General features: G+C 53.2%; 14 protein-coding genes. 7 read left to right on the plus strand and 7 right to left on the minus strand.

Annotated elements, in window-relative coordinates; translation table 11 throughout:
• Positions 1-261: 261 nt before the first annotated feature.
• Positions 262-990, plus strand: a complete 729-nt coding sequence (locus FW415_RS11530) for a YoaK family protein (RefSeq protein WP_148384971.1) — start codon at positions 262-264, stop codon at positions 988-990.
• Here FW415_RS11530 and FW415_RS11535 read toward each other — a convergent pair.
• Positions 987-2,894 carry an AAA domain-containing protein gene (locus tag FW415_RS11535; protein ID WP_148384974.1) on the minus strand — a complete coding sequence of 636 codons (1,908 nt, stop codon included), beginning with the start codon at positions 2,892-2,894 and terminating at the stop codon, positions 987-989. The two genes, FW415_RS11530 and FW415_RS11535, sit on opposite strands and share 4 nt — an antisense overlap.
• Before the next feature lie 17 nt (positions 2,895-2,911).
• Complete coding sequence (locus tag FW415_RS11540; RefSeq protein ID WP_148384976.1) at positions 2,912-3,286, minus strand: VOC family protein; 375 nt, start codon at positions 3,284-3,286, stop codon at positions 2,912-2,914.
• A 151-nt stretch (positions 3,287-3,437) separates the two neighbouring features.
• On the opposite strand from FW415_RS11540, the gene FW415_RS11545 reads away from it, so the two are divergent.
• The 3 genes from FW415_RS11545 to FW415_RS11555 all read left to right on the plus strand — a co-directional run bounded on the left by FW415_RS11545 (position 3,438) and on the right by FW415_RS11555 (position 6,393).
• Positions 3,438-3,971, plus strand: a complete 534-nt coding sequence (locus tag FW415_RS11545) for a gluconate 2-dehydrogenase subunit 3 family protein (RefSeq protein WP_148384979.1) — start codon at positions 3,438-3,440, stop codon at positions 3,969-3,971.
• Between the two features lie 7 nt (positions 3,972-3,978).
• On the plus strand, positions 3,979-5,661 hold the full coding sequence (locus FW415_RS11550; protein ID WP_148384981.1) for a GMC oxidoreductase: 1,683 nt from the start codon (positions 3,979-3,981) through the stop codon (positions 5,659-5,661).
• Between the two features lie 135 nt (positions 5,662-5,796).
• The gene (locus FW415_RS11555; RefSeq protein ID WP_148384983.1) at positions 5,797-6,393 is read left to right on the plus strand and encodes an RNA polymerase sigma factor; all 597 of its coding nucleotides are present in this window, start codon (positions 5,797-5,799) and stop codon (positions 6,391-6,393) included.
• A gap of 125 nt (positions 6,394-6,518) precedes the next feature.
• Here the strand turns inward: FW415_RS11555 and FW415_RS11560 are convergent, their stop codons facing one another.
• The gene (locus FW415_RS11560) at positions 6,519-7,946 is read right to left on the minus strand and encodes an arylsulfatase (protein WP_148384985.1); all 1,428 of its coding nucleotides are present in this window, start codon (positions 7,944-7,946) and stop codon (positions 6,519-6,521) included.
• A 216-nt stretch (positions 7,947-8,162) separates the two neighbouring features.
• Between FW415_RS11560 and FW415_RS11565 the strand changes: the two genes are divergently transcribed.
• The 3 genes from FW415_RS11565 to FW415_RS11575 all read left to right on the plus strand — a co-directional run bounded on the left by FW415_RS11565 (position 8,163) and on the right by FW415_RS11575 (position 14,446).
• A complete protein-coding gene (locus FW415_RS11565) occupies positions 8,163-9,338 on the plus strand; it encodes a FecR family protein (RefSeq protein ID WP_148384987.1) in 1,176 nt (391 codons plus the stop codon).
• Between the two features lie 319 nt (positions 9,339-9,657).
• Positions 9,658-12,918, plus strand: a complete 3,261-nt coding sequence (locus FW415_RS11570) for a TonB-dependent receptor (RefSeq protein WP_148384990.1) — start codon at positions 9,658-9,660, stop codon at positions 12,916-12,918.
• 79 nt (positions 12,919-12,997) lie between these two features.
• Positions 12,998-14,446, plus strand: coding sequence for a RagB/SusD family nutrient uptake outer membrane protein (locus FW415_RS11575; RefSeq protein WP_148384992.1), 1,449 nt, complete (start codon positions 12,998-13,000; stop codon positions 14,444-14,446).
• A gap of 211 nt (positions 14,447-14,657) precedes the next feature.
• On the opposite strand, the gene FW415_RS11580 is transcribed toward FW415_RS11575, so the two are convergent.
• From FW415_RS11580 to FW415_RS11595, 4 genes are all read right to left on the minus strand, one after another.
• Positions 14,658-17,042 carry an ABC transporter permease gene (locus FW415_RS11580; RefSeq protein ID WP_148384995.1) on the minus strand — a complete coding sequence of 795 codons (2,385 nt, stop codon included), beginning with the start codon at positions 17,040-17,042 and terminating at the stop codon, positions 14,658-14,660.
• 135 nt (positions 17,043-17,177) lie between these two features.
• Positions 17,178-19,424, minus strand: coding sequence for a DUF4838 domain-containing protein (locus FW415_RS11585; protein WP_148384997.1), 2,247 nt, complete (start codon positions 19,422-19,424; stop codon positions 17,178-17,180).
• Positions 19,425-19,435: 11 nt separating this feature from the next.
• Positions 19,436-22,303, minus strand: a complete 2,868-nt coding sequence (locus tag FW415_RS11590) for a tetratricopeptide repeat protein (RefSeq protein WP_168208779.1) — start codon at positions 22,301-22,303, stop codon at positions 19,436-19,438.
• Positions 22,304-22,358: 55 nt separating this feature from the next.
• On the minus strand, positions 22,359-23,855 hold the full coding sequence (locus FW415_RS11595; protein WP_148385002.1) for a glycosyltransferase: 1,497 nt from the start codon (positions 23,853-23,855) through the stop codon (positions 22,359-22,361).
• Positions 23,856-23,863: the final 8 nt, after the last annotated feature.

Raw genomic sequence — 23,863 nt, forward strand, 5'->3', positions numbered from 1 at the left:
CGTTACCCATATTCTCCACCTTGCCGGAACGTGGAAGAGATCACTGTGCGAAAAAGCAGAAGGTACGGGAGGACCGTCTGCTGGAGTTCCGGCGGGAGGAGATAAATGCTTGCCATATCCTTCCTGTAAAGCCCTTCCGCCGTTAGCCGGAGGCGGTATCCATTGTTTCACTTATATACTGGTTACAGAAAGGGCATCCCAACGGGTGCCTTTTCTGATATAACGCTCCGGCTGCGTATATTTAGGCATAATTTCACCCCTATGTTCAGACATAAAGGAAAAAGCCGCACGATCGTCCATAACCTGAAGCTTGCATCATTATTGTCTTTTGTGGCAGGCATCGTGAATGTGGCCGGTTTTCTGGCGGTGAACAGGCTTACGACAAATGTCACCGGGCATTTTGCTTTTTTTGCAGACGGGGTGATCGAGCAGCAGTATGCGGTGGCGGCTGTTTACCTGTTTTTTATGCTTTCTTTTCTTGCAGGGGCGTTCACATCCAACTTTGTGATGGAGCTGGTAGCCACCAGGAACCTGAAATACATCTATGCGATTCCTGTGTTCATGGAGGCCGGGATACTGACCTTTATGGCTTTTGCCGGGCCGGGTACCTTGCTGTTCCATGCGGATGCCGTTGCCGGTGCGCTGCTTTTTTCGATGGGGCTTCAGAATGCGCTGGTGACGAGTGTTTCCAATGCCGTTGTGCGTACAACGCATTTGACGGGGTTGTTTACGGACCTGGGGATAGAGCTTTCCCAGCTGTTCTTCTACCGGAAAAAGGAGCAACGGAAGAAATTGCGCGCTTCCATTTCCCTGCGTGGGGCCATCATTGGCAGTTTCTTTACAGGGTCGCTGGCCGGCGGTTTCGGCTTTTTCCGCTGGGGCATACATATCCTTTTGCTGGCCGCTGCGTGCCTGCTGGCCGGCCTCATGTACGATACATTGAAGTTCAGAGTGGTATTGCTCCGCCGCCGTTATTTACACCATTCCTAACTATCCATGAATTCCCAGGCGCTCTGCCAGGCATTACCCGCTTCCGCGTAATCCAGGAAACCGGCATAGAACGGAAATTGAGAAAGCGTGGCGCTGTCCCCGATGACCACCAGCTTTTTCCTCGCGCGGGTCATGGCCACATTCATCCTGCGGATATCTGACAGGAAACCGATCTTGTTTTCCGTGTTGCTGCGCGTCATGCTGATGTACACAATATCCCGTTCCTGCCCCTGAAAACTGTCTATCGTATTGACACTGATCTTGTCGCCATACCGCGAAAGCTCCGGGAAATGCTGCAATTGCTCTTTCAGCAGCTCTATTTGCCGGCGGTAAGGGGAGATCACGGCGATGGAGGGGAAGTTCTTTTCTGTGTAATGTGTGCCGAGTGTGCTGACAAATTGTGCCAGGTGCCGGAACAGGAAAGCGGCTTCTTCCGGGTTGCTGGTGCTGGTGCCCTCCGTTTTTTCATCGAACCCGCAACCGGCCGTATCGATGAATGCCAGTGGCCGGTCTTCATTGAAAAGCAGGTGCCCGGCTACGGACGTATGGGCTTTGAGCCGGTCCTGGTAAAATATCCCGGAGGAATAACGCATGATCATTTCATGCATGCGGTATTGTTCTTCGAGCAGTGTCACCGCTTCCCGATGCAGGGCAGTGCATTTTTCCAGCAGGGTGGTGCTGAGCCCTTTCCGGGCCGCTTCGCCGGATTTGATGGTGGGGGAAAGCTGGCAGTGATCTCCCGCGAGGATGACCTTCTCCGCTTTGAGGATGGGTATCCAGCAGGCCGGTTCCAGGGCCTGTCCCGCCTCGTCGATCACCACGGTATGGTACCGGAGGTGCCGCACGGTATAATGATTGGCGCCTACCAGTGTGGCCGTGATCACCTGGGCTTTGCTGAAGAGATCATCCATGATATATTGCTCCGTTTTCTCCACGGATTTCATGATGTCACGGGCGGCATCGAAAAGGGCTTTGCGTTGTTCACGCTCGGCCTTGCCGAAATTACGCTTGTATTTGTGCGCCATATTCCGGAATTCGTTGGCCTGTTTTTTCAGGCGGCTGATCTCCTTCATGCTGGCATGTTCCCCTATTTTACTGTCCAGCGTAAGGGACATGAGGCGGTCGGAAACCTTGGCGGGGTTCCCTACGCGCAGTACGTTCAGCCCTTCTTCCGAGAGCTTTTCACTGAGGAGGTCCACCGCGGTATTGCTGGGTGCGGATACCAGTATCTGTTTGCCGTCCTGTTTGATCAATGCTTTGATGGCCTGTACGAGCGTAGTGGTTTTGCCGGTGCCGGGAGGGCCGTGCACAATGGCCAGCTCATTGGCCGCCAGTATTTTGTCCACTGCGGAGCGTTGCGAGGAGTTCAGTGAGGGGGCCGGGAAAGCAGGGATGTCCGTTTGAAAGGTGGGCGCTTTTTCCCCGGTCAGTATCTTTACCAGCCTGCCTCCGGGTGTATTGTCCTCCAGCTTGGCGGCGAGCTTCAGGGCCTGCTGCATTTCATCATAGCTGTTGTCATCGAACAACAGGTCGATGCCCAGCTTGCCATCATTGGCCCATTCGGGCAGCTCATCCGTGCGCAGGGCTAATTTGAGGCGGTTGCCGCTTTGCCAGGAAATGGTGCCTTCCACATGATGATGTTTGGCATCGTGGTTGGAGAAAAGCATGGCGGAAACGCCGAAGCGCAGCTGATGCGGGATATCCTGGTGGGTAGTGCGCTCTATTTCCACGATCAGGTAGTCCCCGCGCCCCATTTCCGTGCCACGGATCGCTACGGGATACCAGGAGAGCCCGTTTGTCCTCCGCTGGGATACGGATGTGGTTGCTGTCAGTTCCTGGTACGATCTCCGGTCTTCTTCCCGCTCGGTCTTCAATAACCCGAGCAGCCTTTCAAAATAATCCATGCGCAAAGGTAACAAGCTTATTCCTCTTGCAACACAGATAAAATGTTCCCGGCCGGATCTTCGAACCAGGCAATTTTAGGGCCTTCGCCGCCGCGTGCGATCCCTTTTTCATCCGTTTTGATATCCCCTTCATACTGCAGGAAGGTAATGCCCCGGTTGCGCAGTTCATCTACCGCTGCATCGATATTATCCACCGGAAAATTAAGCACAGTAAAAGTGGCGGGCTGATGATCGGGTTTCGGATAGATTATCACCTGCCCGCCTGTAGCCAGCTTTACCGTAAGGAAATAGGATTCGTCCACTTCCAGGCCCAGTACCTGCCGGTAGAAATCCGCTGTTTGCCGGAGATCGTTGGTGGAAAAACTGCTGAATGCTTTGGCGTTTTTGAACATAACGGTACGTTTTTATCAAAGTTATGCTCAATTAGCGGGCCGGAACGGGGGGATATGGGGCAATATGCAGGCTGGATTGTGCCAGATGTTTATGGCAGTTATTGGGAATTTCAGGAAAGCCGTAGTATTTTAAGCGCTTAAATCACCGGTTATGGAAAGACGAACGGCGCTCAAAAACCTGTTTATTATCGGCGGAGCAGCAGCTTTATTCCCGGGCTGCCTGCTGCAGGATAAAAAGCAGGGCGTAAAGCTCAGCCACCTCGATGTCAGTGCAGATCTGCAGGAGCTGCTGGCGGAAGTAACAGAAACGATCATCCCGGAAACCGATACCCCGGGCGGCAGATCCCTCGGCCTGCATCTTTTCGCGCTCAAAATAGTGGATGAATGTTACCAAAAGGATGCACAGCAGTCCTTCGTAAAAGGACTGAAAGCGCTTGACGGCTATGCAAAGGAGAAAACAGGCACATCGTTCGCCAAAGCGGACAGCCAACAGCGGACGGAGCTGCTGGCGGGGGTTAAAAAGGGATCTGCGGATAAAGACCTCGCTTACTTCGTTGCGGAGATCCGGCAGCTGACCATTGAAGGATACCGGTCTTCCGAATATGTGATGACGAAATTGCTGCCCTATCAGCTGGTGCCGGGGCATTTTTACGGATGTGTGGAGGTGGGTCACAAAAACAAATGAAATAACGATGGAAAATAATTTTGATGCAATAGTTATAGGGTCCGGCATCAGTGGCGGATGGGCGGCCAAAGAGCTGACCGGAAAAGGGTTGAAAACGTTGATGGTGGAAAGAGGCCGGGATGTAAAACATCTGAAGGATTATCCCACCACCAATCTGCAGCCCTGGGAGCTGGAACACCGCGGGAGGGTTACTGCCGAAATAAAAGCGGAGAACCCGGTTGTTTCCCGTTGTTATGCTTTTAAAGAAGATGCGCAGCATTTTTTTGTGAAAGACAAGGAACATCCTTATCTCAGCGAAAAGCCGTTTGACTGGATACGCGGTTACCAGGTGGGCGGCAAATCCCTGCTCTGGGCCAGGCAAACGCAGCGCTGGAGCGATTTTGATTTTGAAGGCCCGGCAAGGGACGGCTTTGCGGTAGACTGGCCTATCCGGTACAAGGATATCGCGCCCTGGTACAGCTACGTGGAAAAGTTCGCGGGCATTTCCGGCAATCGCGATGGCATTCCGCAACTGCCTGATGGAGAGTTTCTGCCGCCGATGGAAATGACCTGCATCGAGAACCATTTCCGGGAAAAATTGTCGGCAGACTATAAAGACCGGCAACTCATCATCGGGCGTTGCGCGCATATCACCCGTGCAGAGCCGATCCATAAGGAACAGGGAAGGGTGAATTGCCAGCATCGCGACCTGTGCCGGCGCGGTTGTCCGTTCGGTGGATATTTCAGCAGCAATTCCTCTACCATTCCCTGGGCGGAAAAGACCGGCAACCTCACCATGCTCACAGATTCCGTGGTGCATTCCATTATATACGACGAGAAAAAAGGCCGCGCTACCGGCGTGAATGTGGTAGATGCCAAAACAAAGCAGATGACTCCCTATTACGCCAGGGTGATCTTTGTGAACGCCGCGGCGATCAATACCAATCTTTTGCTGCTGAACTCCGTTTCCAGCCGTTTCCCGCAGGGACTGGGCAATGATAACGGGCTGATGGGCAAATACGTGGCTTTCCATAATTACCGCGGCAGGGTGTCCGCCGAATTTGACGGTCTGCAGGAATATACCACGGACGGCAGAAGGCCCAACTCCACCTACATGCCGCGTTTCCGCAACGTACACCGGCAGGAAACGGATTTTTTACGGGGATATGCGGTGGGCATCAGCGGCCACCGTTCCGGCATCGGCGCGCAGGGATGGGGCGAAAGCCTGAAGGAGCAACTGCTGCATCCGAAAGAAGGCATCTGGCGGATCGGAGGGCATATGATGGGAGAAACCATTCCCAAGGCATCCAATTTCGTTAGCCTGGATAAAGAACGGAAAGACGAATGGGGCATGCCGCTGATCAATTTCTCCATCGATTATGATGATAATGATGAAAAGATGCTGGAAGACTTCTTCGGGCAGATGAAGGAGATGTTTTCGAAGGCCGGGTTTACCAATATCCGGACAACGGATTCGAAACAGGCGCCGGGGCTGGACATTCACGAGATGGGCGGCGTGCGCATGGGGAACGATCCCCGCACTTCGCTGCTGAACAAATGGAACCAGCTGCACGCCTGCAAAAACGTATTTGTAACAGACGGCGCCTGTATGACCTCTACCGGCACACAGAACCCGTCCCTCACCTATATGGCGTTAACAGCAAGGGCATGCGACCATGCGGTGAGCGAACTGAAGAAAGGGGAACTTTAAACACCTGCGGGTCATTTTGATGGTCCCGCGGGCTTTTTTTCAGGCGCTTTCAACATTCAGCCTGTTTTTTTCTTACTTTTATTGTACCCGGGAAAATAACCAGAATCAACGGAGAAGGCAACCGTCCATTCGGATATGCACAACCATCCACATAGTGAAAAAGAACTGCTGAGCCAGATTGCCATGGGTAACCAGGATGCATACCTGGTACTCTTCGAGCAATATTGGGATACCGTGTTTTCCGCAGCCCTGTTGCTGACGAAATCGCCTGAGCTGGCGGAAGACATCGCGCAGGATGTGTTTACCATGATCTGGGAAAAACGGGCGCAGCTGCCGGCCGTGGAAAAGCTGGAATCCTTTCTTTTTATCACCGCCCGGAATATGATCTACAGCCGTCTGCGCAAACTCGCCTCGCAGGAAACCTACCGGCAATACATCAGGGCTTATTTCAGTGAAACTGCCGTTACCGGCGCGGATGAACAGACGGAATTACGGGAACTGGAACGAATGATCCAGCGCGCCATTCTCCGCCTGCCCTCACAACAGCAGAAAGCTTTCCGCCTCAGCCGTTTCGAAGGGATGCGGCATGAAGAGATCGCTGCTACCATGGGTGTTTCCAGGATCACCATCAAAAGTTATATCGTACAGGCGCTGGCTACCCTGAGAAAGGCGCTGGCGAACTATCCTTCCTCTGCCGTTACGGCGCTCTTTTTTCTGCAACGTTTTTTTTAAGCGGTCCGCTGGCTGATGGCAGCGCCCGGTAAGTGCTGTTTCTGCCTGGCGAATGCCCCCTGATACTGTTTCTTCCCAGGGAATGCCCCTGATGCTATTCTTCCCGGAGAGCGTCCCTGATGCGATCAGGAATCCAGCGCCGGGAACGACGGATTGGGACGATGCGCTTCCTGCATCAGTTTCCGCATTTTTTCCACAATATCCGGATGTTGCTCCGCCAGGTTGTTTTGCTCTCCCGGATCGGTATCCAGCCGGTACAGCTCCACAGGTCCGTCAGGATTTTTACGCACATCCAGCTGCACGGCCTTCCAATCGCCCATCCTTACCGCACGCCTGCCGCCTTTTTCATGAAATTCCCAATAGAGGTACGCATGTTGCTGCTGGCTGCCCTTGCCGGTGATGGCCGGTAAAAAGGAAATGCCATCCGTTTGCGCCGGTGTTTCCAGGCCGGCCAGTTCTGCCAATGTGGGCATCAGGTCCCAGAAGGCCCCGGCATGGGTGGAGATGGCGCCGGCTTTGACCTTCCCGGGCCAGCTGACGATCATAGGGGTGCGGATGCCGCCTTCATAAACATCCCGTTTTACACCGCGGAAGGGGCCGCTGCTCTGGAAAAATTCCGGTTCGTTGCCGCCTTCCTCATGGGGACCGTTATCGCTGGCGAATATTACAACGGTATTGCTGTCCAGCCCCAGTTCCCGCAGCCGGTTCAGCACCTGGCCGGCATAAACGTCCAGCCGGGTGACCATGGCCGCATATGCCGCATGAGGATATGCCTGCGGAGCATAGCCTTTGCCATTCCATTTCGCAGGCACGGACTTCGGCTGTTCCTGGAATATCCGTTTGTAGTTTTCGAAAGTGCTGTCGTCTGCCGGCAGCTGAAGTGCCGCGTGGGGCAGGGTATAGGGCAGGAAGAGGAAAAAAGGCCCGTCCCTGTGCGCATCGAGGAATGCCAGCGCGTGGTCTTGTATCTCCTGCGCCGCATATACGGAAAAGCTGTCCGTTGTATTCGGCAGGTCTATACGCCGGTCGTTATGCCAGAGATGGTCCGGAAAGAAGTTGTGCGACTGGCGCTGGCAGTTATAGCCGAAAAACTCGTCGAAGCCCCGCTTTACCGGATCCCCTTCAGAGCCGACGGGCCCCAGTCCCCATTTGCCGAACGCCCCGGTGGCATACCCGGCATTTTGCAGCAGGGTGGCAATGGTAGTTACGCTGTCCGGCAAAGGCCACTGACCTTCCGGATCTATTTCCCGGTTCCCGCGGATGGGCGTGTGGCCGGTATGCTGCCCGGTCATCAGGGACGAACGGGAGGGAGCACAGACGGTGCTGCCGGCATAGAAATGCGTCAGGCGCATGCCGCGGCCCGCCAGGCTGTCCAGATGCGGCGTACGGATCTTTTGCTGCCCGAAGCAGCCGAGGTCCCCATACCCCAGGTCATCCGCGAGGATGAATACGATATTCGGTTTTGCAGGAGCTGTTTTCTTTTCCTGCTGCGCTGCACAGGAGATTACTGACAGGCAGCATAATACAAGGCATGACCGGTAAATTCTTCTCATGATAATCTGATCTGTGTTCGAAATATAAGAAGGGTACATGGGTTTTCCTGCACTCTCCTGTAAAAAATCAGGAAATCGGCTTCGATGGCCTGATCCGGCCGGGTCGAAGATATTTTGCCGCCGAATGATCTGTATGTTAAATTTTTTTTGAAAGAAACACCTCCCTTTTACGCCATTAAACGTCTTTAATCACGGGATACCCTAATTTTTACTTTTATGATGGATGACAAAGCGCTTGCTGCACTGATCAATAAATACCTGGCGGAAGACCTTAGCCGGGAGGAGGCGGAGTCTCTGCTGGACTCCCTTTCCGGAGGGCAGGCGCAGGAGCAATGGGAGGCATCCCTGACCACGCTGCTGCAGAACAGGGCTGCCCACGGCCTGTCTGACCCTGCACGGATGCGGGCGGCATTTCATGCCATCATGGAGAACAACCGGGCAAAAGAAGCACGTATATATAGAAAGTGGTGGAGGGCCGCCGCAGCCGCGCTGGTGATAGGGCTGGCCACGGGAGCTGCCTTCCTGTTGTATGACCGGCAGGAGAAAATGCCGCTGATTGCAGAAGATCCGAAGCCGCTGCACCATGTAGTACCGGGTGGCAACAAGGCCATGCTCACATTGGCCGATGGCAGCCAGATCACGCTGGATAGCGCCGGCAATGGCGCCATCGCCAGCCAGGGCAACATGCAGGTGATCAAGCTGAACAACGGGCAGCTGGCCTATAATGCACTGAATGGCGCCAAAGACGCCCGGCTGACCAGTTATAATACCCTGTCCACCCCGCGCGGAGGGCAGTTCCAGATCATCCTGCCGGATGGTACGAAGGTCTGGCTGAACGCCGCATCATCACTCCGGTATCCCACCTCCTTTGCGGGAAAGGACAGGAAGGTGCAGCTGACCGGCGAAGCCTATTTTGAAGTAGCCAAAATGAACGGCATGCCGTTTTCCGTTGGCGTGAAAGATATGGAAGTACAGGTGCTTGGCACACATTTCAACGTGATGGCTTACCACGACGAAGCCTCCATCCGCACAACCCTGCTGGAGGGAGCCGTGCGGATCAGTCATCACGCGCAGCTGACAGACCTGCACCCCGGTCAGCAGGCCAGGCTCCAGGCCTCCGGCGAAATGCGGGTGCTCGATGATGTGGATGTGGAAGAAACCGTAGCCTGGAAGAACGGGTATTTCCAGTTCAACCGGGAATCCATCGCCGGCGTGATGCGGCAGATATCCCGGTGGTACGATGCCGATATCGCTTATGAAGGGAAGCTGCCTGAAAGGGAATTTGGCGGCAAGATCGCGCGGAACAGCAGCATCGATGATGTACTGAAGATACTCGAGCTGAGCAATGTGCATTTCCGGGTGGAAGGGAAAAAGATCGTTGTGATGCCGTAAAATACTGACCAGAACAATATACTGACCGACTGATAACTAATTACCAAACCTAAACAAGTACGTTATGAAAAGTAGATACGTTATGAAAATACATTAACCACGAACCGGTTATCAGCCCAAAAAAAAGCCGGAAATGATGCGAACATTTCCGGCGGGATCGTTGGGCCATGTAAATCGTTCCACGACTACACTCCACAACCTGGTATTACACATGCCAGGCGGGATTTTATTACCCTAACAAACCAAATTTATGATTTTTAGTTCTATTTGTACGCGGTTATATCCAAAACGGCGACTGATTGCAAAAATGCTGCTTGTTATGAAACTTTCTGCCATCATCTTGTTATCAGCATGTCTACAGGTAAGTGCAAAAGGCTATTCCCAGCGCGTTACCCTGTCAGAAAGGAATGCATCGCTTGAAAAAGTGTTCCGGTACATCGAGAAACAAACGGGGTATGTGTTCTTCTTTGACCAGCAGTTGCTGGACCAGGCAAAGAAAGTGACCGTTACGCTCAAACGCTCCTCCCTGGAGCATGCGCTGGAGGCCGCATTATCCGATCAGCCTTTTTCCTATACCATCGTTGGAAAAAATATTGTGATCCGGAAGAAAGAACGTTCCGCTGTTGCTCCCTGGATCATTGACCAGCCTGCTTCGCCGCCGGTAGAGGTCAGGGGGAAAGTAATGGACCAGGATGGTACAGCCTTGCCCGGTGCTTCTGTGGCGGTCAAAGGTACCACTACCGGTACGGTAACGGATGTCAACGGTTTCTTCAAGCTGGATGTGCCGGCAGGCACTGTGCTCGTGATTTCCTATATCGGCCAGAAATCGCAGGAGATCACGGTAAAGGATGAGCAGGAAGTGCTGAATATCGTGATGGAGCCGCAGGCCAGCAGCCGGGAGGAAATTGTGGTGATCGGCTACGGTACCGCAAAGAAAAGCGATCTCACCGGCGCCATCTCCCAGGTGAAATCAAAGGAAATCACCGCTTTCCCCACCACCAACGTGATGCAGGCGCTGAACGGCAGGGCCGCAGGTGTACGTGTTATGCAGAATAACGGTGCGCCGGGCGGCAGCATCAGCGTGCGTATCCGCGGTACGAACTCCATCCTTGGCGGAAATGAGCCATTATATGTGATCGATGGTTTTCCATACAACGGTAATCCCACTTTCCTGCAGAATTCAGACATCGAATCCATCGACATCCTGAAAGATGCGTCCTCCATTGCCATCTATGGTTCCAGAGGCGCGAACGGCGTGGTGATCATCACCACAAAAAGCGGCAGGAAGCAGGACCGTACCGTTGTGGATTTTGAATCCGGTTATACCGTGCAGACCGTTTCCAGGAAAATGAAACTGATGAATGCCCGCCAATATGCGGAGCTTTATAACGAACAGGCTGCCAATGACGGGCTGGCGCCTTATTTTACCCAGCAGGAGATCGATAGCCTGGGCATGAACAAGGGAACGGACTGGCAGGACCTGGTGATGCGGAATGCGCCGATGTTCGTGACCAATGTTACCGTGAACGGCGGCTCCGAGAAAACAAAGTTCTCTGTCGGCGGTTCCGCTTTTCTGCAGGAGGGTATCATCCGTAACAGCGACTACAAACGTTACAACCTGAGAGGCAGCATAGAGCATGATATCAGCAAGGTATTCAGCGTGTCCTATAACGCCATCCTCACCCGGTTGAACAGCCAGCGCCAGAACTCCGGCCTCGGCAACCGCGGCAGCGACCTGATCTCCGCCATGCTGATGGCGCCGGCATCACTCTCGCCCTATATGCCGGACGGTTCTTACCGCCGGCTGACGACTGCCTATCCCTTTATTTCCAATGCGATCATCAATCCGCTGATACCCATATACGAGATATCGGACAAGATCAAGTCCGACCGGGTGTTCTCCACCGCAGCGCTTACCATCAAGCCGTTCAAAGATCTGTCTATCCGCATTTCCGGCGGTATCGACAATGTGAATGACCGCACGGACTATTATGCCAACATCGAGCCGTCCACCAATTCGGTGGGTTCCGCTTCCGTAGGCACCATGCAGTACACCAGCCTGCTTAACGAGAATGTGGCCACTTATAACAAGACGATCAATAAACATACGTTCAACGCAACGGCAGGGTTTACCTACCAGCAGGGCATGACCACCAGGCTGGGTGGTTCTGGCAGCGGATTTCTCAGCGATATCACGAATACCGGCAGCCTTGGCAGTGCGGATATCAAAGGCATTCCCTCTTCCGGTTATGTAAAGGACATCATCGTGTCCTACCTCGGCCGTTTGAACTATACGTATGATGATAAATACCTGCTGACGGTGAGCTTCCGCCGTGACGGCACCTCCCGTTATTCCACCAATAATAAATGGAGCAATTTCCCTTCCGCGGCAATCGCCTGGAGAGTGTCCAACGAACCTTTCCTGAAAGGCTCGAAAACATTGTCCGACCTGAAGATCCGTGCCAGCTACGGCGCTACGGGCAGCAATGCCGTATCACCCTATGCTACGCTGAACCAGCTCAGCCCCGGCGGCACTATTTTCGGTGATGCCCTGTACACCACTTACGCACCAAGCACCACACTGCCCGGCGACCTGAAATGGGAAACCACTTACCAGGCGGACCTGGGTATTGACGCGGGTTTCCTGAACAACAGGCTCAGGGTAACGATGGATTATTACGACAAACGTACCCGGAACCTCCTGAACAGCGTGCAGCTGCCCGCTTCCATGGGATACCGCACCACCCTGCAGAACGTGGGAGAGATCAGGAACAGCGGTTTTGAACTGGGCGTGGACGCCAACGTGATGCAGGGCGATGTGACCTGGATGCTCGGGGGTAATATCGCTTTCAATCGCAACAAAGTACTGAAACTGTATAATGGACAGGATATTTTCGGCGCTGCCGTGTACACCGGTTCCCTGAACGATTATGTGAACCTGCTGCGTGAAGGCCAGCCGCTCGGCATTTTCTATGGTTATGTGGAAACCGGATATACGGATAACGGTAACCTGATGTATGAGGATATTAACAAGGACGGCTCCATCAGCGCGGCGGACAAGACCTATATCGGCGATCCCAACCCGGATTTCATCTACGGCCTCAACTCCATCACTTCCTGGAAGGGATTCGAGCTGACCGTATTCATCCAGGGATCGTACGGGAATGATATCTTCAACCTGAACAAGGCGTCTACACTGGACCTCGGGATGGGCCTCAACCAGCCGGAGGATCTATATCACAACCACTGGACGCCGGAGAATACCAATGCAAAATATCCCCGCATCACCCGGACGCTTTCCGGGAACATGTCCACCCGCTTTGTAGAAGACGGTTCCTACCTGCGGTTCAAGAATATACAGTTGGCGTATAACCTGCCAACAGACAATATGAATATGAAATGGTTCAAAAGCGCCCAGTTATATGTGAGCGGCCAGAACCTGATCACCCTCACCAAATATTCCTGGTACGATCCGGAAGTAAATGCGTACGGCGGTTCCAATTCCATCAGGCAGGGGATTGACTACACCACCTATCCTACTTACAAATCCGTGACCGTGGGGATCAGATGCGGCTTTTGATTCTTCTCTTTATGATTGATCTTATTGTATGAAGCCGGCAACGGCTCCATCTGATCCGTAAAAATTAAAATATTAACAGATGAAATATATCCTTTCAATTATATCTGCATTGTTCCTTTTCTCCTCCTGTACAAAGATGCTGGAGGAAGAACCGCAGTCCATTGCGGAGGAACTGTTTTACAATACGCCTGCGGAAGTGGAAACCGGGCTGAATGCCATTTATACTCCGGTGCGCGGCTCCGGGAATTTCGGTGCGTTGTACGAATGCCAGCTGGAGATCTATGCCGAGTACCTCTATGGCCGGGGAAGCCATGCTCCGCTGAACGACTACAAAGGGCTTGACAATACGAATATCACCAGGATAGCCGGAATGTGGTCGACCTTTTACGAAGCGATCCGTAACGCCAATATCATCATCAGGCGCGCCCCGGAAGCTACAGCACTTACCGAAGCGCAGATCAGCAGATACGTAGGCGAAGCCAGGTTCCTGCGTGCCCTGTGGTATTTTCACCTGGTGCGTAACTGGGGTGGCGTACCCATCCGCGATATAGATAATATGGACGCTATTGATGTACCGAGAAGCTCCGAAGCGGACGTGTACAACGTCATTGTGGAGGACCTGCTGTATGCGGAAGCAAACCTGCCGGATGCGCCGAGACTTATCGGCACGCCTTCCCTCTGGTCTGCCAAAACGGTGCTGGCGGATGTGTATATGAACCTGCATCAGTACGACAAAGCACGCGACAAGGCATTGGAGGTGATCAATTCCAATAAATTCTCGCTCGTGAATGTTGCTGTTGCGGATGATTTTGACAAGTTGTTCGGCCCGGAGATCGTTACTTCCACGGAAGAGATATTTTACCTGAAGTATTCCCGGACCCCCTCCGGCCAGGGCTTCTCCTACCCGCAATACACGCACTACCCCGGGGCAGGATATTATCCTCCCGGCGGGTATTATACCTTCTACAGCGATACGGAAGAGAACCTGTTCATCAAGAACTGGGACAAGAACGACCTGCGTTATGCCTTCAACTGGTATGGGCAGACCTTCGGCCTCGGGCCCAACACTATCCTGAACAAAAAGTTCAGCGACCGCGTGACCACTACGGCGGGCGGCAATGACTTTCCCATGTACCGCTACGCGGATGTGCTGCTGTTCTATGCGGAAAGCGTGGCGCAGGCAGGTACTGTTCCTACGCTGGATGCGATGGAAAAGCTGAACATGGTACACAGAAGGGCATACGGCAAGAACCCCACCGTGGCGGACCCTACGGTGGATTTCAACCTGGCGGATTATGCCGGCAAACAGGCTTTTATAGACCTGGTCGTGAAGGAGAGAGGGTATGAGAACTGTGCGGAAGCCAAACGCTGGCACGATCTGAAGCGTCTGGGCATTGCGAAAGAGGCCGTACAGGCGTCAAAAGGTGTTGTCATGGAAGATAAACATCTGCTCTGGCCTATCCCCACGATAGAGCTTAACTATAACAAAGCCATTGATCCGGTAGCGGACCAGAATCCGGGCTACTGAGCGTAACCATTATTTCAGAAACCAAGGGAAAGCCCTGCAGATGATTGCTGCAGGGCTTTCCCATATCAGGGAGGGCTGTGTCGCCGGTCCCAGTGGCTATGACTACGGAGCCGTAGCCTGAATGACGGAAAACAGGTTGCCCTGAAGGGATACTGGTCCTTTTGGAGACGGGCGCGTTTTGCTTATATATGTGTTAAGGGAACCGAAGCATTCAATTCTCCGCTTTAAGGCTTTTTACGGGGTTCATCAACGCAGCCCTGACGCTCTGAAAACTTACTGTCAGTAATGTGATCAGCAGCATGCCCAGGCCTGTAGCCGCCGGTATCCACCAGGGGATACCGGAGCGGTAAGCATAGTTCTGCAGCCAGTTTTGCATGAAATAGCAGGCCACCGGCAGCGCGATCAACAAGGAAATGAAAACCAGCGTAACAAAGTCTTTCGACAACATTTTCCAGAGATTGAATACTGATGCGCCCATCACTTTCCGGATGCCGATCTCTTTGGTGCGGCGTTCCGCCATAAAGGAAGCCATTCCGAAAAGGCCGAGGCAGCTGATGAAAATGGCCAGGATGGCAAAGAAACTCGCCAGTTTGCCGATGCGTTCTTCATTGGCGAATTTTTCGGCATATCCTGTATCCACAAACTGGTATTCAAATGGTTGGTCCGGGCTGTACTTTTTAAATACGCTTTCAATTTTCCCGATGGCCGCTGCCGTGCCCGATGAGGGATTGATCCGGATATTGATGATGTCCGGATTGTAGCCGATGTGATATATCGATGGCCGTACCGGCTGATAGGGCGATTCCACGATCATGTTCTGTATCACGCCAATGACGGTAAATGGCTTGTCGCCCCAGCGGATCGTTGTGCCTATAGGCTTTTCCAGCCCCATGAATGCTACGGCGGCTTCGTTGATGATGAGCGCGGAAGAATCCGAGGCAAACACTGTGGAAAAATCCCTGCCTTCCCGGAATTGCCAGCCCATGGTTTTGCCATAGGTATGCGTTACCCCGGTGGTGGGGATATCCACTGCCATCCCGGGATCTTTACCTGGCCATGAAATGTCCCCGTATGTGCTCCAGACAGATGTCGGCGGCGCACTGGACCCCGCCATTCCGGCAATGGCGCCTGTGCTTTTCAGCTCTTCGCTGACGATGTTTAGCCGGGAAGGAATATCCGGCGTGTTCATTTCCAGGTATATCAGCCCATCGCGGTTGTAACCTGAAGGGCGCTCCCTGGCAAATTGTATCTGGCGGAAAACAATGATGGTGCCGGTAATGAGGGTGACAGATACCGAAAACTGCATCACCACCAGTATTTTCCTCGGCAGCGATGCATAGCGGCCCGCCTGGAATGTGCCTTTCAATACTTTTACCGGCTGAAAAGAAGAGAGATAAAAAGCGGGATAACTTCCGGCGATCAATCCTGTCAGCAGGCTTATACCAATGCTGATGAGCCAGAATACAGGATTCATCCAGAGAATGGACATCTTTTTATCGGCCACGCTGTTAAAGAACGGGAGCGCCAGTTGCACCAGCAACAGCGAGCATAGCAATCCGAATACGACCACCAGCAAAGATTCACTGAAAAACTGGCCCACCAGCTGCGTGCGGAGAGAACCAATAGCCTTGCGGATGCCCACTTCCCTGGCGCGCTTCTCGGAACGGGCGGTGCTCAGGTTCATGAAATTGATGCAGGCCAGCAACAATACAAATATCCCGATAACAGCGAACAGCCACACGAACCGGATGCGACCACCGGTATTGATCCCGTTGCTGAACGATTCTTGCAGGTGCCATTTGTTCATGGGATGAAGGAATATCTCGGCGCTGTATCTCCGCTCATCTTCACGAACATTATCGTGTTTTACCTTGCTGATCTTTGCGGATACTTTATCCATATCTGCATGATCTGCCAGTTGCACATAAACAAGGAAGGCATTGCTTCCCCAGGGGTTTTCCATGTTTTTTACCCAGCCGAGACTGTTGATGTAGGTTTCCCAGGGAACGAGGAATTCAACGTTGCCAAATGCGGAATTATGGGGAAGATTTTTGTAAACGCCCCTCACAATGTAGTTTTCCTGCTGATTGACCTGCATGCTTTTGCCCATCGGGTCTTCATCGCCAAAATAAGCAGCTGCAGCGGATTCGGACAGCAGGATGGAGGAAGGGTCTTTCAGTGCGGAATGCGTCCCCTTCAACATGTTGAGGTCCAACAACGCGGGGCCGTCAGGCTCCATGTATTTGCCGATCTTCTTCAGTTGCTTGTCACCATGCGACAATATTTTGTAAAAATCCCAGGACGACATGACCACATGTTTGAAATCGCTGCCGTAGTTGTTGCGAAGCGTTTCTCCCATGGGGTAGGGCATAGTTTGCCATGTACCGGTTTTCCCGTTGAAATCCTGGTGTTGCATCACCTGGGCGATGCGGCTGTAATTCCTGTTGTATTTGTCGAAGGATAGTTCATCCCATACCCAAAGCCCGATCAGCATGGCCACTGCCATACCCGTGGCCAATCCGGCGATGTTGATAAAGGAATATCCTTTGTTCTTTACAAGATTTCGCCAGGCGATCCTGAAATAGCTTTTGAACATAGCGGTCAGTGTTGTGCAGACTCTTCCCGTGAAAAGTATGCCAACTGATAACGCTGCTGATTTTCAGTTTTTTATACAGGCGCGATTTGATAAAATGTCCGGTTTTGTTACACCAGCCGTCCGGTTCCGTTCATTTTACTGCACATACACTTCATCGCAGCACAGGGAGGGCTGTTTGTTGGCCGGAGCGCCCCGCCAGGCGGGAACAGCGGGGAGGCAGGCGCCGGTTACCCGGATGTAACGCGCCTGCGTCAGCGGAAAACTGAAACGGAAAGGATCGATCCGTACCGCGTAATCTTCTTCAGCGGACTGTGTGGGTTGCTGTTGCGCGACCGTGGTAAAGGTTATCCCGTCAGCAGATGTTTCAATGACGATCTTTGCCGGGTTGAAGATATAGTGCCGCGGATCATGCAGGAAATTCATCATCACTTTGCCGACCGGTTTGCTTACCCCCAGGTCGATCGTCGCTACAAGATCTTTTCCGTACATGAACAGCCAGTTGGTGCTGAAATCTTTCGTGCCTTCCAGCCCGTCTGTAAGGGTCTGCTCTTTTTTGGCGGGATATTCCGGCGCATAGGGGTGCAGCAGGGTCACCCGGGCGCGGAAGGCCAGGCTGGCAACCCATTTTCTGGCAAAGAGCGTTTCCCATTCTTTCAGATAATCATCAGGGCTCCCGCCGCCTTCCGACAGCTCCCGTACACCGGCCTGTTTACATTGCGCCACGAATTTCCTGACGCGTTCCGGCCATTCGGGATTTACCGTGTATTCATTCCCGTTAGCAGCCGGTACAAGGTAGCCGTTCTTTTCTGTTCCAAAGAAGAGGGATTGCTGCAATACAGTATATTCAAGCGGCAGCCGGGCATTGTACACCCGGTTGTTCTGCACAGCCTGTTCCGCTTTGTCCAGCAACACGGCATACTGGTCTATAGCGGCAGGGGAGAGATAGTCCGTATGATGCGCAACCGGATTGCCGTAGATGTCCAGCCGGCTTTTGGTGCGTTGCATGGTAGCCGCCAATGCCTTTGTGTATTGCTGAATGAATGGCCCCGCCTTGCCGTAGTATCCGCGAAAGAAATCCGTTTCCAGTTCTCCCGTTGGAATGGCCGGGTCCCAGAGCAGTTTGGCCTGCAGGTAACTTTTGTATTCCGCCATATCACCGTAGGTATCTCCGCTGCCCTGCAGGAATATGCCTTTCACCTTTCCCGCCAGGAAGCGGAGATTAGGCTGCTGCAACCCGTAGTCCGGGAATGGTGCGAGATAATTGGTGAATTGTGTGGTGTAATCCCAGAGAAAGATGTTGTTGGTAACAGCGCTCCAGCCTTCCAGGTTTTTCCGGAAGCCTGCCGCCGATGGTATGGTTTCAAGCGCTTCCTGCCGTTCCGCATCAATGCTGCTGAGCATGATGTACACGTTGGGGGCGGGTTTCGTTTTAAGCGGCGGCCGGCTGGTGTAGAGATAGGCCAGGGTGGTGAACTGCTGCTCGGGGAATTTTTCGGCAATGCGGTTCACAAAACGGATCAGCGATCCCTGCGGCCCGCCTTCTTCCGCATCTGTTTTGCTGCAAAGGTCACAGGTGCAGAAACCGCCTCCGTCCTCCGCGCCAACAGACCAGTACAGCGCATCCGGATTTTCTGCCATGGCCTCCCGGAAGTAGGCTGTGGCAATATTGAATACGGCTTCATTGCTCAGGCATAATTGCGAAGCCTGCCGCCTGCCGTTGACCAGCGCATAATATTCCGGGTGTGTGGAAAAATAGGTTTTCGGCGGCACCAGTTTGAAGAAGGAATGCCCCCATAGGCCCCAGAGATCTTCAAAGCGATGCAGCTTGTGCCATTCCAGGTACTCATTATCAAAAGCAGAAGGGTAATAGGTTTCCCGGTAGATGAAGGCCGGAGCCTGCATATCCTTCAATTGAGCCGGAATACGGATGTTGCTGCTGACGGGAACGGTAGCCGGAACGTTCGCATATTTGCGGCATCCCAGGTACGTTTCCAGGAAAGTGTACACCCCGTACACCACGCCCTTTCCACTACCGCCGCTGATGTAGAGGTCCTGCGCATCGGAAGCGATCAGGAAGCCCTCATTCTTTATTTTACCGGTATTGAACTGCGCAATGTTGCCGGTATTGCCGATGAAAATAGCTGGTTGCTTTTCGTAAGCATTCTCTTTAATGACCGGCAGGGTGGCCTTTGATATCTGTTTGATGTACTGTTGCAGGACTGTTGCCGCGCGTGTTTCGTTCTTCGTGGCATCCGCCGGCAATACGATCACGTATGATGATTTGCCGCCGCTCACCAGCGCAATTTCAGCCGCTTTCGGAGAACAGGCGGAAACAGAGAGGAGCGTTATGAACAAGGATATTACCGTCATCATTCTGGGCATGAAATGAAAAATTAGAATTTGCGTTGAACGGAAAGGAATATATCGTACTGGTTCTGGAATTCCGTATCACTGACCTTCTGATTGATCCAGGTGCCGAATATTCCCAGGGTGGTCCGGTATTTCAATGTTTTCTGATAACCGGCGCCTACGCTGCGGGTAAGCAATCCTGCCAGTTTCGGGAATTGTATCAGCCGGCTTCTGTCATCCGGGGAAGTGCCGAGTCCCGCGGTGAATGCAATGTAATCCTGCTGCCGGTTCATATAATGGCGCAATGTAAAATTGAAGGATGTATAGAAATCCGGGTCGTCGCTGATAAAATACGCGCGGAGGTTCACATAGAAATCCCGGAACGTTTTCGCGATGGAGGTCACGCCGGAGATCGCCTGGCTGCTGTCGGCGTCCAGGTAGCGAACGCCCAGCTCCCCTTCGATATCGTGCGGAAAAGTTTTAAAGATCGAATAGGCGAGGCGGATGCGAGGGAATACGATCTCGTTGGAATAGCTGGCGAGGGCGTAGGAATACAGGCTTTTGCTGTGGGTGTAATACAGTTCGGCTTCTCCCATCAGCCCTGTGCCCTGCCGTCTTCCCGCATAGTTGAGCTTCGCGGCATAGGAGCCGCGTTTGAAGAAACGGCGGTATTCTATAGTGGCGATATTATATGGATTATCGCTGTAGTCGTAGCTGGTATGCAGGTAGTACAGGCCAAACTGGTTTTTCAGGGTCTTGCTGCGGAGGAAGTCCGCATACTCCGTGTTCGCGGCAGAAGGACTGAGCTTTACCAGTGAATCTGCGGCGAGTGTGGCGGCGGCATAATCTTTCCGGCTTTCCAGGATGGCTGCGCGCCGCTGCAGGAAGGCGGGGTTTGCCGGATAAAGCCTTGCTCCGAGGTCCGCATATATCAGCGCACTGTCGTAGGCCTGCTTAACGCTGAGAATGTTGATGGATTGCAGCAGTGCGAGGGAATCCCTGTGGTTGATGGCGAGTACCTGCCGGAAAGCAGCGAGTGCGCTGTCCGGTTCATTATTCCGCTGGTGCGCGGCTCCGGCAGCCAGCAGGGCTTCCGTCCAGGCGTTCCGGTATCTGGCCGTGAAGGGGTAACGCTGCATCAGTTCACTGGCGATCGCGGCTGCTTCGTCGTGGCGCTGGAGGGTGGACAGGAGGCCGGATTTTTTCAGCAGCAGCTCCTTATCGTCCGGGTAGTATTGCAGCGCCTGATCTGCATACAGCAATGCGGTATCCGGTTGTTGCACGGCGCTTTCCAGGTTGATGAGATAGTTGAGCGCATCGGGATTGTCCGGCTGAACGGCCAGCACCTGTCTGAACCAGGGGCGGGCGAGATCATATTCTTCCGCCTGCATCAGTATTCTCCCTGCTGTCAGGCGCAGTTCCGCCAGGCCGGATGCATATCTTTCGTCCGCGGGATACCGGCTGAGCAGGTCCGCCGCAATCTCTCCGGCTTCGTCATATCTGCCGAGGTCTGCCAGCAGGCTTGATTTCTTCAGCAGGAAGCGGGCATTGCCGGGGTAAACGGAAAGCGCTTTGTTCAATGTGGCGAGCGCTTTTGCGGAATCCCGCTGGAGCATGTACGTGTTGATGGTCATGTCCAGCGCTGTGGAATCGGCCGGGTCAGTTTGCAGGGCGTGTTCAAATTCCGCCAGGGCGAGGTCGTACTGCTGCTGTGCCAGGTAATACCTCCCACTGGCTACTTTGAGCGAGGTGAAGCGGTTCCTGAGATCTGCGGAACCCGGATTGAGCCGGCGTAATCTTTCCGCAACGAGCGCAGCTTCGGTGAATTTGCGGTCGCTTTCCAGCACATCCATTTTCAGGCCGAGCAGACGCTCGTCATCCGGATGCAGGCGCAACCCCCGGTTGATCCATGCCAGGGCTTCCCGGTAGGCGCCGCGGGCCATGCTCAGCCCGATGATCTTGTTCAGTGCTTCGCGGTTGCCGGGTTCTTTTTCGAGTATGCTTTCATACAGCAGGAAGGGGTCCTGACCACTGTAATATGCTGCGGCTTCCATGCGCAGCGGTGTTTCCAGTGAACGGGCCCGGGCATCGCCGGGATAGCGTTTCAGGATCTGCTGCAATTGATCCAGCGCTTCCGTGTACTGGTGCATTTCCTGCAGAATGCCCAGCCTGCGCATCATCAGGTCATATGAACCGGGATTGCCGGTCAGCAGGGTATTGATCTGCTCCAGCGCCCGCGGATAGTTGCCGCTACGGATATACATGCCCGTTATGGCGTCCTTTGCTTCCGCATTGTCCGGTGTTACACTCAATGCGCTTTCGTAGCTGGACCGGGCAAGGTTGTAGTTGCCGCGCTGCAGAAAGTGTTGGCCGGCAAGCAGGTAGTGCCCGGTGACGGCCTTTTGCACCGTCGTATCTTCCCGGAACCTGTCTGTCAGTTCCGTTGCAAAGCTGCTGCCGCGATAGAATTTTTCGGCGGCATCCAGTACGCCCAGTTTTTTCAGCATCAGTTCCCTGTCGCCTGGAAAGTTGTACAGTGCGTCATCCACAAAACATTCCGCTTCATCGTATTTCCTTTCCGCCATTTCAATGTTGATAGCATAGAGGTAAGCATCCCGGTATTTGGGTGCTTTGGTGATCACCGCTTTAATGTGTATCCTGGCCAGGTCGGTTTGCTGCGTCAGCATGTACAGCCGGCCGAGCAGCAACTGCTGGTCCGTAAAGTCCGGCTGTATGGCCAGCGCTTCTTTGGAGAGCTGGATGGCTTTGGCATATTGCTGCGCCTTTGTGGCGGCAACGGCCTCCGCGTAGATCGCTTCAGCGTCCTTTTTCTTTTTCCCGAAGAGCTGTGCCTTCGCTCCGGAAGAGCAAAGCACAGCTGCCAATAACAAATATTTGAATACACGCAACATTGCAGATATTTTGGTCATGGTACCGGGATGAGCCACCCCGGTGCCGGATATTTTTTTATGCCGTAACTGTTTTTTTCTGACCGAATCCCTGGCGCTGCATATTCCCCCAGGAATGCTTCTTCCCTATAATGAAGAAATAATATCCTCTCAGGGCAAAGAACACGATCAGCGGATGATATATAAAAGGTTCAATGAAAGCCATCAGCCCCAGGCCGATCACTTCCCGCCATGTTTTGTAATAACGGTACGTCATCTGGTCCCACCACAGCGCGAGGGTAGTGATCATGATGGCGTAGAGGTACACGAATACCAGTAATATGAATGCATAGTGCCAGTTGATCTGGGCGGTGATGATCAGGTAGATGTAATAGAGAATGCCGGTGAATTCGATGATCGGGGCCAGGAACTCGAAGAACAGGCTATAGGGCAAAACGATCAGCCCCAGTTTTTTGTAGCGGGGGTTGAAGATCAGTTTGCGGTGCATGGTGATGATCTCTGCAAGGCCCCTTCCCCAGCGGGTACGCTGGCGGCTGAATACTTTCATGTTGGGCGGCCCTTCCGTCCAGCACTGGGAAGTGGGAATATAACGGATGGCATATTTCAGCTTGTTGTCCAGCATATACGAGCACATGCGGGTAACGATGTCCATATCCTCCGCGAAGGATTTGCTGTCATACCCTCCGGCCTTGATGGCAATTTCCTTGTCGAACAGCCCGAGGCCGCCGGATACATTGGGTACGGCATTGATGATGCTCCAGCCCATTTTGCCGAGTACGTAAGCCCGGATATACTCCATTTCCTGGAAGCGGGGCAGGAGTTGCCGGGGTGGTCTTACCCGGGTGATCACTCCCTCATCGATGTCGCAGGAATTGGCCAGCCGCAGGGTAGCACCGCTGGCGATCACCCGCACATTGTCTTCCACTACATGTACATAACCACATTCAGGGCAGGGTTCGCCTACTTCCCTGATCTTGTTATGCTCTTCGTCCATGAAAGGTTTGATCATGCGGAGCAAGGTATCTTTTTCAATGATGGAATCCACATCTGTACAAAGGAAGTAATCATAAGTGGCGGCGTTAATGCCGGCATTGGAAGCGTCTGCCTTGCTTTTGCCGTTTACCTTGTCGATCACCACCAGCTTGTCATACGCTGTATTGACGGACTTGAATATCCGTTTGACAGGTTGTGATTTGATACGTTCATTGTAGGCAAAGTCCACTTCCTGCAGCGAAAATTCATTGATGAGTTTTTCCAGGGTATCGTCCGTACTGCCATCGTTGATGATGATCACTTCAAACTTGGGATAGTTCAGGGTGAGGAGCGACCGTACATTCGAGATAATGGTCACGCCTTCGTTAAAGGCCGGTGCAATGATGGAAATGCCCGGCGCCAGCGGGGAATGCAGCATTTTGGTGTAATCCACATAGCTGTTCTTGCGCTGGTAACGCATGATGCCGCGCAGCGAAAGCATGGCGAGCATGGCGTACATGAACAGCATGGTGCATCCGTACACGAAAATAAATCCCTCGTAAAAATTCTTGAACAGTTCCACTATTATGA

The organism is Chitinophaga sp. XS-30 (genome assembly GCF_008086345.1).
GTDB lineage: Bacteria > Bacteroidota > Bacteroidia > Chitinophagales > Chitinophagaceae > Chitinophaga.

Coding starts and splice junctions, on each gene's coding strand:
- FW415_RS11530 (WP_148384971.1), top strand. CDS start 262: ATGTTCAGACATAAAGGAAAAAGCCGCACGATCGTCCATAACCTGAAG.
- FW415_RS11535 (WP_148384974.1), bottom strand. CDS start 2,894: ATGGATTATTTTGAAAGGCTGCTCGGGTTATTGAAGACCGAGCGGGAA.
- FW415_RS11540 (WP_148384976.1), bottom strand. CDS start 3,286: ATGTTCAAAAACGCCAAAGCATTCAGCAGTTTTTCCACCAACGATCTC.
- FW415_RS11545 (WP_148384979.1), top strand. CDS start 3,438: ATGGAAAGACGAACGGCGCTCAAAAACCTGTTTATTATCGGCGGAGCA.
- FW415_RS11550 (WP_148384981.1), top strand. CDS start 3,979: ATGGAAAATAATTTTGATGCAATAGTTATAGGGTCCGGCATCAGTGGC.
- FW415_RS11555 (WP_148384983.1), top strand. CDS start 5,797: ATGCACAACCATCCACATAGTGAAAAAGAACTGCTGAGCCAGATTGCC.
- FW415_RS11560 (WP_148384985.1), bottom strand. CDS start 7,946: ATGAGAAGAATTTACCGGTCATGCCTTGTATTATGCTGCCTGTCAGTA.
- FW415_RS11565 (WP_148384987.1), top strand. CDS start 8,163: ATGATGGATGACAAAGCGCTTGCTGCACTGATCAATAAATACCTGGCG.
- FW415_RS11570 (WP_148384990.1), top strand. CDS start 9,658: ATGAAACTTTCTGCCATCATCTTGTTATCAGCATGTCTACAGGTAAGT.
- FW415_RS11575 (WP_148384992.1), top strand. CDS start 12,998: ATGAAATATATCCTTTCAATTATATCTGCATTGTTCCTTTTCTCCTCC.
- FW415_RS11580 (WP_148384995.1), bottom strand. CDS start 17,042: ATGTTCAAAAGCTATTTCAGGATCGCCTGGCGAAATCTTGTAAAGAAC.
- FW415_RS11585 (WP_148384997.1), bottom strand. CDS start 19,424: ATGCCCAGAATGATGACGGTAATATCCTTGTTCATAACGCTCCTCTCT.
- FW415_RS11590 (WP_168208779.1), bottom strand. CDS start 22,303: ATGTTGCGTGTATTCAAATATTTGTTATTGGCAGCTGTGCTTTGCTCT.